Origin of the sequence: Mesorhizobium sp. M4A.F.Ca.ET.090.04.2.1 (assembly GCF_003999085.1) — a bacterium.
Lineage (GTDB): Bacteria > Pseudomonadota > Alphaproteobacteria > Rhizobiales > Rhizobiaceae > Mesorhizobium.
The window spans coordinates 1-13,404 of sequence record NZ_RZOT01000097.1 but is presented as its reverse complement, the minus strand read 5'-3'; the positions used below and the strand labels follow the sequence as shown (position 1 = coordinate 13,404).

Below are 13,404 nucleotides of genomic sequence, written 5' to 3'. Positions count from 1 at the left end.
AGGTAGGCCTGGGCGCCTTCGCGGATGGCCGCGGAGATTTCCTGCATGCGCTGATTGCCCTGATCGGACGCCAGGACCGAACGTGTCGCCCAGATAGCGTAAAGGACTGAAAGCAGGCCGCAGGCGATGACGGCGTAAATGGTGGTCATTGCCGAATTTTCCTCGATTGATGGCCCAAAAGAACCCCTCCCTGGGCCGTTGGAACGGGGATGCACGCCGCCAGGCGGAATCCACCCCTTGGCTGGGCTGTATGCGAAACAGGGCTGGGAACGTCAAGATATTGTTCGGTTTTTGCCCGGCTTTCGCCCAAAAGGCGAAGGCGATGGCAAACCTGCCCAGCGCCATACTCCTTTTAGATCGATTGAAATGACGCTGGGTAATAGACCGGAGCAGATCAGGTCAGGCTCGAACTGACGCGCGACCACACTGTCGGAATGGCTGTCGAGTCAGTTGGCTGCACGCAAGCTCGTCACCTTCAACGCACCGAGCGCGACGAAGCAGAGCGCGCAGACCGGGAACACCAGCCAGTTCAGCATCGCCCAACCCCAGGCGTTGTAGACCGCGCCGGACATCAGCGACGCGAAGGCGACCGAGCCGAACAGGACGAAATCGTGGAAGCCCTGCAGCTTGCTCTTTTCCGACGGCCGGTAACTGGCGGCGACCATGGAGGTGGCGCCGATGAAGCCGAAGTTCCAGCCCAGGCCGAGCAGGATCAGCGCCGTCCAGAACTGCCAGAGTGCCAGCCCCGACAGGGCGACCACGGCGCAGCCGATCAAGAGCACGAGGCCGGCGGCGACAATGCGCTCGGCGCCGAAGCGATGGATCAGCGAGCCGGTGAAGAAGCTCGGCCCGAACATCGCCATCACATGCCATGAAATGCCCAGCGTGGCGTCGTCGGCGGAGAGACCGCAACCAACCATGGCGAGCGGCGCGCCGGTCATGACGAAGCTCATCAGCGCATAGCTTCCGACGGCGCAGAACAGCGCCGCGACGAAACGCGGCTGGGTGACGATCTCCGACAGCGGCCTGGCGTCGCCGTCATCGATCGCCGCGCCGCCGACCACCTTAGGCGCGATGCGCAGAAACGATAGGATGACGGCGCCGACGGCCGACAGCACCAGGATAGAGGCGAACGAGCCGGCGAACATCACGGGCGCGAAGGATTCGCGGGTGAAGATCACGATCTGCGGCCCGAGAACGGCCGTGACGATGCCGCCGGCCAGCACGAAGGAAATGGCGCGCGCCTTGAACTCCGGCGGCGCGTTGTCTGCTGCGGCAAAACGGAACTGTTGTACGAAAGCGCCACCGACACCGATCACCAACAGGCCGAAGGCGAACAGCCAGAAATTCGGGTGGAACAGCGCCAGCGTCGCGACGACCCCACCGAGCGCGGTGATGACGGTGCCGGTCATGAACCCGCCGCGCTGGCCGAGCTGGCGGATAATGGCCGCCGCCGGCAGTGCGCCCAGAGCCACACCGATGTTGAAACCGGTGACTGGCGCCGTCGCCAGCGACTTGTCGGGGCCAAGCAGGTACTGCCCGGCAAGCGCGCCAAGCGAAATGGCTATGGGGGCGGCCGAACCGATGATCGCCTGGGCAGATGCCAGCAGCAGCGCCGTGCGGCGCGCCTCCCTTCCGGCTCCGGCGGCCAAGGCCGCAGCGGCGGCGGTCATGAAGCATCCTTGCCGCGCCCCTCGCCGCGCACCCGGCGCGACACGCGATCAAGCACGGCATTGGTGAGCTTGGGTTCGTCTTCCTCGTAGAAGGCCTTGGCGATGTCGACATATTCCGAGACGATCACCGCCACCGGCACGTCGTCGCGCTTCATCAATTCATAGACGCCGGCGCGCAGGATGGCGCGCAGTGTCGAATCCAGCCGTGACAACGGCCAGTCGTCGGTTAGCGCCTGGCGGATGACCGGATCGATGGTCTTCTGGTTCTCGACAACACCGGTGAGGATGGCGCGGAACCATTGCGCATCGGCCTCGCGATAGAGCGCGCCGTCGACTTCCTTGCCGAGCCGGAACGCTTCGTACTCGGCCGTGATCTCGATAACGCCACTGCCGGCAACGTCCATCTGGTAGAGCGCCTGCACGGCGGCGAGCCGGGCGGCGCCGCGCTTGTTGGCGTGGCGGACCGTGGGCTGGCCGGGCGACGCGGGCTCGCTCACGATCGGGCTCCCAGCTGCTGTTTGAGGGCGATCATGGTCAGCGCCGCGCGCGCGGCAAAGCCGCCCTTGTCGCCTTCCGAGCGTCTGGCGCGCGTCCAGGCCTGGGCGTCATTCTCGGTCGTCAGGATGCCGTTGCCGATACAGATCGCTTCCTGCACGGAGAGGTCCATCAGCGCGCGGCTCGATTCATTGGCGACAATATCGAAATGGTAGGTGTCGCCGCGGACGATGGTGCCAAGCGCGACGAAACCGTCATAGGTGGTGCCGCCTTCGGCGGCGCCGTCGAGCGCGAAGGTGATCACTGCCGGGATTTCCAGCGAGCCCGGAACTGTGACCACGTCATAGGTCGCGCCTGCCTCGTCCAGTGCACTCGTTGCGCCTTCGAGCAGCGCGTCGGCAAGGTCGTCATGGAAGCGCGCCTCGATGATGAGAAGGTGCGCCTTGTCCTTCGGACGGATGAACGCTTTGCCGTGTTGGGATATGCCAGCCATAGATGTCTCCGGGGATCGCCGGTGACTTAGGCCGAAGCGGCAGCATTCGCAAGCTTTGTCCGATGCTCAGGCCCGGTCTAATTTGCGGGGGTGGCTCAAAGCCCCTCTTTCGCGGCCTCCGCCAGGCGCGCCGCGTAGCGGGCCATGGTGTCGATCTCGAGGTTCACGCGGTCGCCGACCTGGCGTTCGCCCCAGGTGGTGACGGTCAGCGAATGGTGGATGAGCAGCACGTCGAAGCGCGTGCCCTCGACCTTGTTGACGGTGAGCGAGGTGCCGTCGAGCGCGACCGAACCCTTCGGCGCGATGAATTTCGCGAGCTCGCGCGGCGCTTCGAGCGTGAAGCGCACGGCGTCGCCCTCGTCCTTGCGCTCGATAATCTCGGCCGTGCCGTCGACATGGCCGGAGACGATGTGGCCGCCGAGCTCGTCGCCGATCCTCAGCGCCCGTTCCAGATTGATCCTGGTGCCGGATTTCCAGCCCATCGCGGTCGTCAACCTGAGCGCTTCTTCCCAGGCCTCGACCTCGAACCAGCACGCGTTGGAGCCGCCTTCCGGCAGCGCCGTCACCGTCAGGCAGACGCCGGCGCAAGAGATCGAGGCGCCGATGGCGATGCCTTCCGGGTCATAGGCGGTGTCGATGCGCAGTCCGACCCCTTCCCTGAGCGGCTTCACGGCAGCGACGGTGCCGACATCGGTAACAATTCCGGTAAACATCAAATATCTCTGTCTTTCAGGTTGACCATGATCTGGTCCAAAAACCGGTTCCCACTTTTTGGGATCATGGTCTTACCCACTCGGCGTAGCTGTCCTCGCCGAAGCGCATCTCGCGCAACTTGCGAAACCCTGCCGGGATATGGTCGGCGTCGATGGGCGATGCAATGCCCTCTTCGCCGATCGCGTCCGGCCCGCCGAACAGCACGATGCGGTCGACCAGCCCTTCGTCGAGGAAAGCCTTGGCCACCTTCGCGCCGCCTTCGACCAGCACGCTCGCCATGCCGAGCGCGGCCAGATCCTCTAACAATTCGGGCAAGGCCACCTCACCGCCATAGGTTTCCGTGCCGATGAAGTGCACGCCTGCGCGTTCGAGCGTGGCGCGCCGCTGCGGATCGGCCTCGAGGCAAGCGGCGATGTAAAGCGGCACGCGGTCGACGCCTGAGACCAGCTTCGACGCCTCAGGCAGCCTGATCTGGCGATCGAGGATGATGCGCGCCGGCGAGCGGTTCTCCAGCCCAGGCAGCCGCACGGTCAGCGCCGGGTCGTCCTCCAGCGCGGTGCCGATGCCGATCAGGATGGCGTCGGCTTCGGCGCGCATCAGATAGACTTCGCGACGCGCGATATCGCCGGTGATCGCGACCTGTCCCTCGCCTTCGATGCCGATCTTGCCGTCGCTGGAAAGCGCAAGCTTCAGGATCACTTCCGGGCGTTTCTTGAGAGATCGAATCAGGTAACCGGCCATCTGCTCCGAGGCCTCGGCTGCCAGCACCTTCTCCACCGCCTCGATGCCGGCGGCGCGCAGGATGGCATAACCCTGGCCGGAAACACGCGGATCGGGATCGCTCGCCGCACCGACGACGCGGGCTATGCCGGCATTGACCAGCGCGTTGGCGCAAGGCGGCGTGCGGCCGTGATGGGCGCAGGGCTCCAATGTAACGTAGGCCGTAGCACCACGCGCGAGCTCGCCGGCCTCGGCCAGCGCCTCGGTCTCGGCATGCGGCCTGCCGCCAACCGCGGTGACGCCGGTGCCGAGGATCATCGGCCCGTCGCCATCGTCGCGCACGATGATCGTGCCGACGGATGGGTTGGTCGAGGTGCGGCCGGCGTTCTTCCGCGACAATCTCAGCGCCGCCGCCATGAAGCGCCTATCGAGAGCCTCCTGCTCGGCTCGACTCACCTGTGGCCCTGCCATGCTCAGCCGGCGTCCTCTTCGCCCTTGTCCTCGTCGCCCTTGAGCTCGCCGAGCAGTTCGTGGAAATCCTTGGCCTCGCGGAAATTGCGATAGACGGAGGCGAAGCGGACATAGGCGACGTCGTCGAGCGACTTCAGCGCCTCCATGACCAGCCGGCCGACCTCGCCCGACGCCACTTCCGTCTCGCCGGAGCTCTCAAGCTGGCGCACGATGCCGGTCACCGCGCGGTCGATGCGCTCGGGATCGACATTGCGCTTGCGCACCGCGATCTCGACCGAACGCAGGAGCTTGTCGCGGTCGAACGGTACCTTGCGGCCGGATTTCTTGACCACGACGAGGTCGCGGAGCTGAACGCGCTCGAAGGTGGTGAAACGGCCGCCGCAATCGGGGCAGACGCGCCGCCGGCGGATCGCCGCGCCATCCTCGGCGGGACGCGAATCCTTCACCTGCGTATCTTCGGACTGGCAGTAGGGACAGCGCATGGAGAGCCTTCGGTTGGCGATTCTTGGTGAGCGGAAGGCTTAGAGCTTTTTGCCGGAATGGCAAATGACGGCCGGCCTTCGTGCCTCAGAGATAGCGAGGCGCGAGGAAGATTGCCAGCGCCGCCGCCAGCCAGACCGCGATGCCGCCGAGAACGGCCAGCCGATAGTCGACCCGTTCGATGAACAGCCAGCAGGCGCCAAGGAAGGCGAGATAGGCCGGGATCGTCCTGAAACCGGCAAGGCAGGCCTCGCGAAAGCCTGTCGAGTTGCCCTTGGCGCCGACGGCGAGCAGCGCGATGACGGCGAAGGTCGGCGCCAGCGGCAGGATGCCGGGCAGGACGTTGCCGCGCTTCGAGGCCCAGACGATCAGCGCCGTGACGAGGCCGCCGACGACGCCTTTCCAGAGAATGTCCATGGCGCGGCTCCTTGCTGCCTGTCAGGGCGCGACGTCGTTGGTCGCGAAGCCGCAGGATGCGCCAAGGCTGCGGTAGGCCTTGGTGAAACCGTCCATCGATATGCTGGCAACCGGCTTGTTGGCGAAGACGACATCGATCGCGGCCGCGCGCCGCATGGCGCGCAACAGGGCAAGCGCGACCTCCTTCTTGTTGTCCAGCATCCACTGGTCGCCGATATCGGCACTGACAGTCGCCTTGACCTTGCCCTTGTCGTCACCGAACACGGCGGGAATGTTCTCGCCGGCCGGCAGGTCCTTGTTCCGCAGCGCGATGACCAGGCTCGGATAGCCGTCGGGCGGCAGGGCGTCGCCGTTCGAGATGGCGAGCGTCAGCGTGCCGCCGGTGCCGTTCTGGTCGAGGAACGCCGTCGAGGCGGCGCAGGTCCTGCGCACGTCCTCACCGGTGTTGACTTCATCGATGATGGTGGACCACCTGCCGAAGGTTTCGGTCTTGGGAGATGCAGGCGGGGGAGATGTAGGCGCAGGCGATGCGGCCGGAGCCGTCTCGGCCTTCGGCGCCGTCGTCGTGGTCTGCGCCTGGGCGGCGCCGGTCAACGGCGAGGCCGCCAGAAGCGCCGCAAGAGCGCCGAGACAAAGAATTCGCGTCATCAATAAGGCTCCTGTCCGGACGCCGCCCCAGCCGGAGCGGCGCTTCTCGTCGTGGCCAATAAGAATGACGCGAGGCTTCAGGTCAACCGAGATCGGGATAGAGAGGGAAGCGATCGGTGAGCGCCACGACCTTGGCCTTCACCGCCGCCTCGACGGCCGCGTTGCCCTCGTCGGAATTCGCCACCTTCAGCCCGTCCAGCACCTCGGCGATCAGCTTGCCGATCTCGCGGAACTCGGCTTGGCCGAAGCCGCGCGTCGTGCCGGCAGGCGTGCCCAGACGTACGCCGGAGGTGACGAAGGGCTTCTCCGGATCGAACGGGATGCCGTTCTTGTTGCAGGTGATGTTGGCGCGGCCGAGTGCCGCCTCGGCGCGCTTGCCGGTGGCATTCTTGGGGCGCAGATCGACGAGCATCAAATGGTTGTCGGTGCCGCCGGAGACGATGTCGAGACCGGTTTCCTTGAGGCTCGAGGCCAGCGCCTTGGCGTTGGCGGCGACGCTTTCGGCGTAGTGCTTGAAGCTCGGCTTCAGCGCCTCGCCCAGCGCGACTGCCTTGGCGGCGATGACATGCATCAGCGGGCCGCCCTGCAGGCCTGGAAAGACCGCCGAATTCATCTTCTTGGCGATCTCCTCGTCGTTGCACAGGATCATGCCGCCACGCGGGCCGCGCAGCGACTTGTGGGTGGTCGTCGTCACGACATGGGCGTAGGGCAGCGGCGACGGGTGCACGCCGCCGGCGACCAGGCCGGCGATATGGGCCATGTCGACCATCAGATAGGCGCCGATCGAATCGGCGATCTCGCGGAAGCGCTTCCAGTCCCAGATACGCGAATAGGCGGTGCCGCCGGCCAGGATCAGCTTGGGCTTGGTCTCATGCGCTGTCTTCTCGATCTGATCCATATCGAGCAGGTGGTCGTCCTTGCGCACGCCGTAGGATACGACCTTGAACCACTTGCCGCTCATGTTGACCGGAGAACCATGGGTCAGGTGGCCGCCGGAATTGAGGTCGAGGCCCATGAAGGTGTCGCCAGGCTGCAGCAGCGCCAGGAACACCGCCTGGTTCATCTGGCTGCCGGAATTCGGCTGAACGTTGGCGAAGTTGCAGCCGAACAGCTTTTTCGCGCGCTCGATCGCCAGCTCCTCGGCGACGTCGACGAACTGGCAGCCGCCATAATAGCGCTTGCCCGGATAGCCCTCGGCATATTTGTTGGTCATGATCGAGCCCTGCGCCTCGAGGACGGCGCGCGAGACGATGTTTTCGGAAGCGATCAGCTCGATCTCATGGCGCTGGCGGCCGAGCTCGTTGCGGATGGCGCCGAAAATCTCCGGATCGGCGTCGGCCAGCGTGGTCTCGAAGAAGGATTCGAACTTGTTCGACGCTGCCGCTGCTGTTGCCATGGCCTGAAATCCTCCGGTTCGGGGCAATTTGTTCATGCATATCGTTGCCCCAAAACCGCTGCGCACTTCTGGGCGACATGCATTGCCGCGCCATTAACACAGTTGTTTTCGCCTCGCCACGTTTGCGCCGCGAAATTTGCTGGCCGGATTGCGCCAAGGAGGACGGCGTGAGCGCTATTTCCGCTCCCGCCGGCTTTTCAGCAAGGCTTCGGTGAGCGTGATCTCGGCAAGCAGCGCCCGCATCGTATGGTCGTTGATCTCCCGGCTGCGGAACATGGCGCGCACGGCGCCTCGCTCGGCCTCGATGCCGGCGTGCCTGAATTCCAGTTCCAGACGCCCGGCCTCGCGGGCTTCGGCGCGCGCCTCTTCGGCCTCATCGGAGGCGGCGATGCGGCGGCGGTAGCCGGCGACGATGCTGTCGGCGACCGCGAGCCTGGCCTCGGCGGCCTCGCCCTCGCCTCCCTCGTTGGCGATGCTCTCGATTCTGGCGATTGCCGCGTTGGCGGCGCCGCCAAGACGCTGCAGTTGCTCAACCGCATCGGCGGCGTGCCCTCCGAGGCGCAGGTGCTGGTGATGATCCTGATGCCCTTCATCGCCTATCTCATCGCTGAGCACGTCTCGGCGCGCATGCAGGCCATGTCGCTGTGGACGACGCTGTCCTTCATCTTCAACGGCGCGCTCTTCATCCTGCTTGGCCTGCAGCTTCCGGACATCGTCCGCAAACGCCGAGATAGCGGAAAAGCCCGGAGCCGCCGGTGAGCAGGCCGGCGGTGACCGCCGCCAGGATGCCGGAGGCCTCGGCGCTGCGCGGGCCGATCCTCGACCTTGCCGTCGGGCTGGTCTTCTTCACCATCGTCGGCTTCGGCTATGCCTTGCACTGGCTGGTGCCGAGCATCCCGCTGGTTGTTGCCTTCGCGCTCGCCGCCGTTCTGTCGCCGACCGATGCGGTCGCCGTGTCCTCCATCGTCGACAGGAACGTGGTTCCGGCGCGGCTGATGCACATTCTGGAGGGCGAGTCGCTGCTCAACGACGCGTCCGGCCTCGTCATGTTCCGCTTCGCCGTGGCAGCGGCGCTGACCGGCAGCTTCTCGCTGGCCGTGCCGCCGGAGCTTTCCAGCAGGCATTGGCTGATCGAGCCCGTGGCCACGGTGCTGATCCTGACGCTTTGCCTGATCGGCCTGCGGTTCCTGTGGATCTGGGTCGGCGACATCGCGCAGCGCCGCGCACGCCGGCGACGGAACCGGCGAGCCGCACGCGCAGCCCGAACGGCTCGGCCCTATGCTTGCCGAAGCGCGCCGCGACGCGCCATCACGCTGGCCGGCATCCTGTCGCTGCCGCTCGCCATGGCCGACGGTTCGCCCTTTCCCGCGCGCGACGTCGTCATCTTCCTCGCCGCCGGCGTCATCATTTGTTCGCTCACGATCGCCAGCCTCGCCTTGCCGAAGATCGCGCGTGGGCTGGTCGAGCCGGGCGAGGATCCGGGCGCCGCCGAGGAACGCCGGGCGCGCGTCGGCGCCGCCGGCATCCTGGCCGGCGTGGCGGCGCTGATCGTCGACCGCATAGAGGAAAGTCAGGGATGCGGCGCCAGAAGCTCGCGCTTGGGCGCGGCCACGGCATCGCCGAACAGGAGCGGCGGGATGAACACCAGGAGGAACAGCTCCGGGTCGATCTCGACATGCAGGCCGCGCGCCGGCCAGGCAAGGGCCGCACCGATGGCGATCTGCAGCACCGGCAGCGGCAGGCGCACCAGCCGAACCAACGCGCCGGAAAGCGCGACGAACACGAGCACGACCAGGATGAAGACGGCGACATGCATGGCGGCGATTCCGAATATGCCCGACCATGCGCAAAGCAGGCCCTGCCGTCCAGTCGCGACGAAGACTAGCTGACGGAAGGTGGAAAGCAAAAAGGCCGCCCTACAGGCGGCCTTTTCTGGAAATATATCAATTGCTTATAGCGAAGACGTGATCTGCAGCGCGTCGTTGCCGTCGAGACCGTAAATGTCGTCGCGGAACTGCACGACGCCTGGTCCCGTCGACCAGGCCGACAGGTAGAGGAAGTGTACCGGCACCGGATTGGTCACTTGAACCGGGGTGTTCTCGCCGGTCTTGATCGTCGCCTCGAAATGCTGGCGGTCCCAGCCGGGCGTGTCGCGCAGAATCCAGGTGACGAGGTCGCGCACGTTCTGGACGCGCACGCAGCCCGAGGAATCGAAGCGCATCAGCTTGCCGAACAGGCTCTGCTGCGGCGTGTCGTGCATATAGACGCCATCCGGGCTGGGGAAATTGATCTTGACCGAGGCCATGGCGTTGCCGGCGCCCGGATCCTGGCGGAAGCGGTACTTCTCGGCGTCGTCCGTCGACCAGTCGACCGTCATTGGATCGACCTCGCTGCCATCCGGCGCGAACAGGCGGATGTGGCTGTCCTTGAGGTAGTTGGGATCCTTGCGCATCAGCGGAATGATATCCTTGCGCACGATCGAAACCGGGGCATTCCAGTAGGGATTGACGATGATCTCGTTGATCTTGGAATTCACGATCGGCGTCTGGCGGTCGATCTTGCCGACGATCGCGGTGTGGCGCAGCACGACGCGGTCGTTCTCGACTGCCTCGATCTGGGCCGCCGGAATGTCGACCAGCACGTAACGGTTGCCCAGCGTGCCTGCCTTTTCGCGCAGACGCTGCAGGTTGGTCTGCAGCTGGCCAAGCCGGATCTGCGCCGAAACATTCATCGCGGTGTAGGTGTATTTGCCCATGGCGCCGTCGGCCGGCAGGCCGTGGCGAAGCTGGAAGCGCTTGACGGCGGCGTCGACGTAGGAATCGAACGAGGTCGAGATGCCGGCGCTCTGCGACAGATCGCCCGAGATCATCAGCCGCTTGCGCAGCGGCACCACATCCGGATCCTCGACGCCGAGCTGCAGCTTCTTGGTCGCGGGCACCTGCTCCCAGCCACCCTGGCCGGCGATGGTCTGGTACTGCGCCACGGCCTGCTCGGTGAAGGCGACGGTCTGCAGGCTGAAGATCGGCAGCGTCGAGGCCACCTTGCCGCCCTCGCTGGCGCGGGCGTCGAACTGGTCGTCCCAATTGCCGCGGGCCGAAGATTTCAGGATGTCCCCGATCACGTCCTGCGCGCTGGCGCTGTTGGCAACCATGGCCGCGGCAAGCGCGGAGGCTCCGGAAAGGAAGAAACGGCGGCTGGTTCTCATGGACGTTCTCTAAGTAATCTGGTCACTGCTGCGTTGATCGTCGGGCGATCCCGCCCGCACTTTATGGTTGGCAATCTTAACAATTAGCCAACCATAGCCGGTGTCACTTCAGCGTGAAACACGCGGCGTGACGCAACTTCCGGATGAAGGCAAGCCTGCGGCCGCAGCATCATCCGCATTCTCGCTTTCACTGCGATTATGGCGGCAACGTGGCCTTGGCCCGCGATTTGCTTCCGGCGAGGCGATGAAAGGAAGGGACCGGTGCTTTTTTGGCACCCATGGGACAATCCAAGCATCTGACCTGAAGCGGCCCTCGTCCCAATCTCAACAGCAGCGCGCCCGACTACGCCCTGCGTAGCGATGGGCGTTGCAGGGAGCGTTGCCCTTCAGGGCGAAGTATCGACCTTCGGAGCCTGAGCTGGCCGCGCCTTCAATTCCGAACATCGCTGCAACACCTCTTGTCGAGGATAACGCATGACCTTGTTGTCGTGCAGCTTGAGCAGCAGCTCGCGTCTCGTTTCCGTGGTTTCACCGTCCGAACAGGTCATGTCCAGAACGATCGCATCGAGGCCCTTGATCTTCTGAACCCTCTCCAGCGAGCAGCCGACTTCCCACATCTCCACCGCCTTGTCGGTGAATGTCACGATCGTATCGTTGTTGTCGCATGGGGCGCTGCCTTCGGCGGCGAAAGAATCCTTCCACCACTCCTCGGCGGAAGCCGCGGTCGAAATCAACAGAAGCACCGCGGCAACCCAGCAGATCTTTGAACGGTTTTTCAGGTCCATGTTCGCTCCCTCGCCAGGAAGCGACATTAGGCAGTGCTGCAGCGAAAGCAAACAGGGCAGACGCCCTGCCGATGGGCGCGGCGCATCCGGAAGGTCCCTTTGCATCGCGAAAGGGAAAAGGAACCGGCGCCTTTCGACACCGGTCCCCGACTGTATCCCCTGCCCGCGCTTCTGCGGCAAGGCTTCTATCCCTCGGCGTGGATGCGCACTTACATCCGGTAGGCGATCGTGTCGTTCCAGAAGCGGTCCAGCCGCTGCAGCGCGCGGTTCATCTGCTTGAACTCGTCGGTGTTGATGCCGCCGACCTGCTCGATCGAGCCGACATGGCGCTCGTAGAGGCCGGCGACCACCTCAGCCACCTCGTTGCCCTTCGGAGTCAACGAGACGCGGACCGAACGACGGTCGATGCGCGAGCGCTGGTGGTTGATGAAGCCGAGGTCGACCAGCTTCTTCAGGTTGTAGGAGACATTCGAGCCGAGATAGTAGCCACGCGAGCGCAGTTCGCCGGCGGTCAGCTCCGAATTGCCGATGTTGAAGAGCAGCAGCGCCTGGATGGCGTTGATGTCGGAACGGCCGTTGCGGTCGAACTCATCCTTGATTACGTCAAGCAGGCGGCGGTGCAGGCGCTCCACCAGCTGCAGCGATTCCATGTAAAGCGAACGGATCGCCTCGCGGCGGTCGTCGGATACGGTGGCGGTCTTCGCCGCCGGACGCGAATTGATCATTGTCTTTGCCTCTCGTTTGTCGCCCGGTGATTTTTTTGTTTTTCACCTTGATCGCGACACTATCGAATACTCATAAAATTCGACTTAAACGCCAAGGCTAACAAGAGCTTACCGGTAAGAGGTTTCGAAAGAGGCTTAACGAACGGTCACCCCAGCAAGGACAATTAACCTAAAGATTTAGCCACCGGTTTCGGACGGGAATCGGCATGCCGGGATCGGGCCGCGGCGACGGGCGATCTACCGCCGGGCCCGCAGCTTCTGCAGCCAGATCGCAACCCGGAAGATAATGTAGAGCACCGCCACCGTGGCGTGCGAGGCGATGATCAGCGGCCGATGGCCGAACAGATCGGGAAAGCCGGCATACATGACGATCTCGGTCGCCGCGCAGATGAACCAGATCACCGGCCCCCAGGAGGCCAGCATCCACAGGCCCGCGGCGGCGAAGGGAAAGAACACGGCGAGCATCACCGCCGCCACCTGCCAATGCACCGGCATCAGGTCGAAGCGCCAGAGCGCGCCCGGGTAGAAGCCGATCAGCCGGATCCAGTAGAGGATGCCAAACAGCAGGCAGTAGCCGGCGATGACGCGCTGGAACCAGGCGAAAATGATCTCGGTTGTCGAGGGCTGCAGCACGACGCGCCTGGAGGTGACTTCGCTCACAGGTCGAGCTCCCGCTCGCCGAGGGGCGCGAAATAGGCATCGACATCGGCGAAGCTCACCGCGTCGAGACTGGCCGGGCGCCAGCGCGGAGTCGAGCCCTTGTCGATGATGGCGGCGCGGATGCCTTCGTAGAAGTCGTGACCGGCCAGCATGCGGTTGAGGATGCGGAACTCCATCTTCATGCACGCGTCCATCGACATGGTCAGCCCGGCGCTGATCTGGCGCCAGGCCACGTGCAGGCTGGTCGGCGAGCGCGTCCTGATCGTCGCGAGCGTCGTTGCGGCAAACTCGTCGGAGGTTGCGGCCCGATCGAGGCTGGCGATGATATCGGACAAAGACGGTTGCGCGAAATGGCGGGCGATCGCTTCCAGCACCAACCGGTCCGTCTCACGCCTTGCCGGGACGAAAAAGCTGCGCAGCACCGATTCCGGGTCGCCGGTGGCGCAGAGCCGGTCGAGGAAGCCGGCCTGGTCCTCGGCCTTGATGGTGTGGGTGGCAAGCCCCGACCACAGCGCGTCGCCG

Annotated in this window: 17 protein-coding genes and 1 pseudogene; 2 read left to right on the top strand and 16 right to left on the bottom strand. The window is 64.9% G+C overall.

The window, feature by feature from the left end:
• The 10 genes from EN781_RS35950 to glyA all read right to left on the bottom strand — a co-directional run.
• Positions 1 to 149, bottom strand: a 149-nt coding sequence (locus EN781_RS35950) for a sodium/proton-translocating pyrophosphatase (RefSeq protein ID WP_189347438.1), incomplete at its 3' end; no start/stop codon positions are given.
• A 297-nt stretch (positions 150 to 446) separates the two neighbouring features.
• A complete protein-coding gene (locus EN781_RS09685) occupies positions 447 to 1,673 on the bottom strand; it encodes an MFS transporter (RefSeq protein WP_126054940.1) in 1,227 nt (408 codons plus the stop codon).
• On the bottom strand, positions 1,670 to 2,170 hold the full coding sequence (nusB, locus tag EN781_RS09680; RefSeq protein WP_126054941.1) for a transcription antitermination factor NusB: 501 nt from the start codon (positions 2,168 to 2,170) through the stop codon (positions 1,670 to 1,672). Before nusB ends, EN781_RS09685 begins: the two co-directional genes overlap by 4 nt.
• Complete coding sequence (gene ribH / locus EN781_RS09675) at positions 2,167 to 2,661, bottom strand: 6,7-dimethyl-8-ribityllumazine synthase (protein ID WP_126054942.1); 495 nt, start codon at positions 2,659 to 2,661, stop codon at positions 2,167 to 2,169. The genes nusB and ribH overlap by 4 nt, the downstream gene beginning before the upstream one ends.
• 95 nt (positions 2,662 to 2,756) lie before the next feature.
• Complete coding sequence (locus EN781_RS09670; RefSeq protein WP_126054943.1) at positions 2,757 to 3,374, bottom strand: riboflavin synthase; 618 nt, start codon at positions 3,372 to 3,374, stop codon at positions 2,757 to 2,759.
• Positions 3,375 to 3,438: 64 nt separating this feature from the next.
• Positions 3,439 to 4,566 (bottom strand): bifunctional diaminohydroxyphosphoribosylaminopyrimidine deaminase/5-amino-6-(5-phosphoribosylamino)uracil reductase RibD, encoded by a 1,128-nt coding sequence (gene ribD / locus EN781_RS09665; protein ID WP_189347436.1) that lies wholly within the window; start codon positions 4,564 to 4,566, stop codon positions 3,439 to 3,441.
• 2 nt (positions 4,567 to 4,568) lie between these two features.
• Positions 4,569 to 5,048 carry a transcriptional regulator NrdR gene (nrdR, locus tag EN781_RS09660; RefSeq protein WP_126054944.1) on the bottom strand — a complete coding sequence of 160 codons (480 nt, stop codon included), beginning with the start codon at positions 5,046 to 5,048 and terminating at the stop codon, positions 4,569 to 4,571.
• Between the two features lie 85 nt (positions 5,049 to 5,133).
• On the bottom strand, positions 5,134 to 5,463 hold the full coding sequence (locus tag EN781_RS09655; RefSeq protein WP_126054945.1) for a GlpM family protein: 330 nt from the start codon (positions 5,461 to 5,463) through the stop codon (positions 5,134 to 5,136).
• 21 nt (positions 5,464 to 5,484) lie between these two features.
• Positions 5,485 to 6,111, bottom strand: a complete 627-nt coding sequence (locus EN781_RS09650; RefSeq protein WP_126054946.1) for a hypothetical protein — start codon at positions 6,109 to 6,111, stop codon at positions 5,485 to 5,487.
• An 82-nt stretch (positions 6,112 to 6,193) separates the two neighbouring features.
• A complete protein-coding gene (gene glyA, locus EN781_RS09645; protein WP_126054947.1) occupies positions 6,194 to 7,507 on the bottom strand; it encodes a serine hydroxymethyltransferase in 1,314 nt (437 codons plus the stop codon).
• Positions 7,508 to 7,753: 246 nt separating this feature from the next.
• Between glyA and EN781_RS34205 the strand changes: the two genes are divergently transcribed.
• Positions 7,754 to 8,266, top strand: a complete 513-nt coding sequence (locus EN781_RS34205; RefSeq protein ID WP_189347434.1) for a hypothetical protein — start codon at positions 7,754 to 7,756, stop codon at positions 8,264 to 8,266.
• 26 nt (positions 8,267 to 8,292) lie between these two features.
• Positions 8,293 to 9,027 (top strand): annotated as a pseudogene (locus EN781_RS35945) (cation:proton antiporter); the annotation flags it as partial.
• Positions 9,028 to 9,077: 50 nt separating this feature from the next.
• On the opposite strand, the gene EN781_RS09625 reads toward EN781_RS35945, so the two are convergent.
• From EN781_RS09625 to EN781_RS09600, 6 genes are all read right to left on the bottom strand, one after another.
• The gene (locus EN781_RS09625) at positions 9,078 to 9,323 is read right to left on the bottom strand and encodes a cation:proton antiporter (RefSeq protein WP_245492576.1); all 246 of its coding nucleotides are present in this window, start codon (positions 9,321 to 9,323) and stop codon (positions 9,078 to 9,080) included.
• Between the two features lie 135 nt (positions 9,324 to 9,458).
• Entirely contained in the window at positions 9,459 to 10,712 is a 1,254-nt protein-coding gene (locus EN781_RS09620; RefSeq protein ID WP_126054948.1) for a murein L,D-transpeptidase, read from the bottom strand.
• Between the two features lie 386 nt (positions 10,713 to 11,098).
• Positions 11,099 to 11,497, bottom strand: coding sequence for a hypothetical protein (locus tag EN781_RS09615; protein WP_245455476.1), 399 nt, complete (start codon positions 11,495 to 11,497; stop codon positions 11,099 to 11,101).
• A 209-nt stretch (positions 11,498 to 11,706) separates the two neighbouring features.
• Positions 11,707 to 12,222, bottom strand: coding sequence for a winged helix DNA-binding protein (locus EN781_RS09610; protein WP_126054949.1), 516 nt, complete (start codon positions 12,220 to 12,222; stop codon positions 11,707 to 11,709).
• Between the two features lie 237 nt (positions 12,223 to 12,459).
• Positions 12,460 to 12,882 carry a DUF6163 family protein gene (locus tag EN781_RS09605; RefSeq protein WP_126054950.1) on the bottom strand — a complete coding sequence of 141 codons (423 nt, stop codon included), beginning with the start codon at positions 12,880 to 12,882 and terminating at the stop codon, positions 12,460 to 12,462.
• The coding region (locus tag EN781_RS09600) for an enoyl-CoA hydratase/isomerase family protein (RefSeq protein ID WP_189347432.1) at positions 12,879 to 13,404 on the bottom strand (526 nt) is incomplete at its 5' end. The genes EN781_RS09605 and EN781_RS09600, both read right to left, overlap by 4 nt.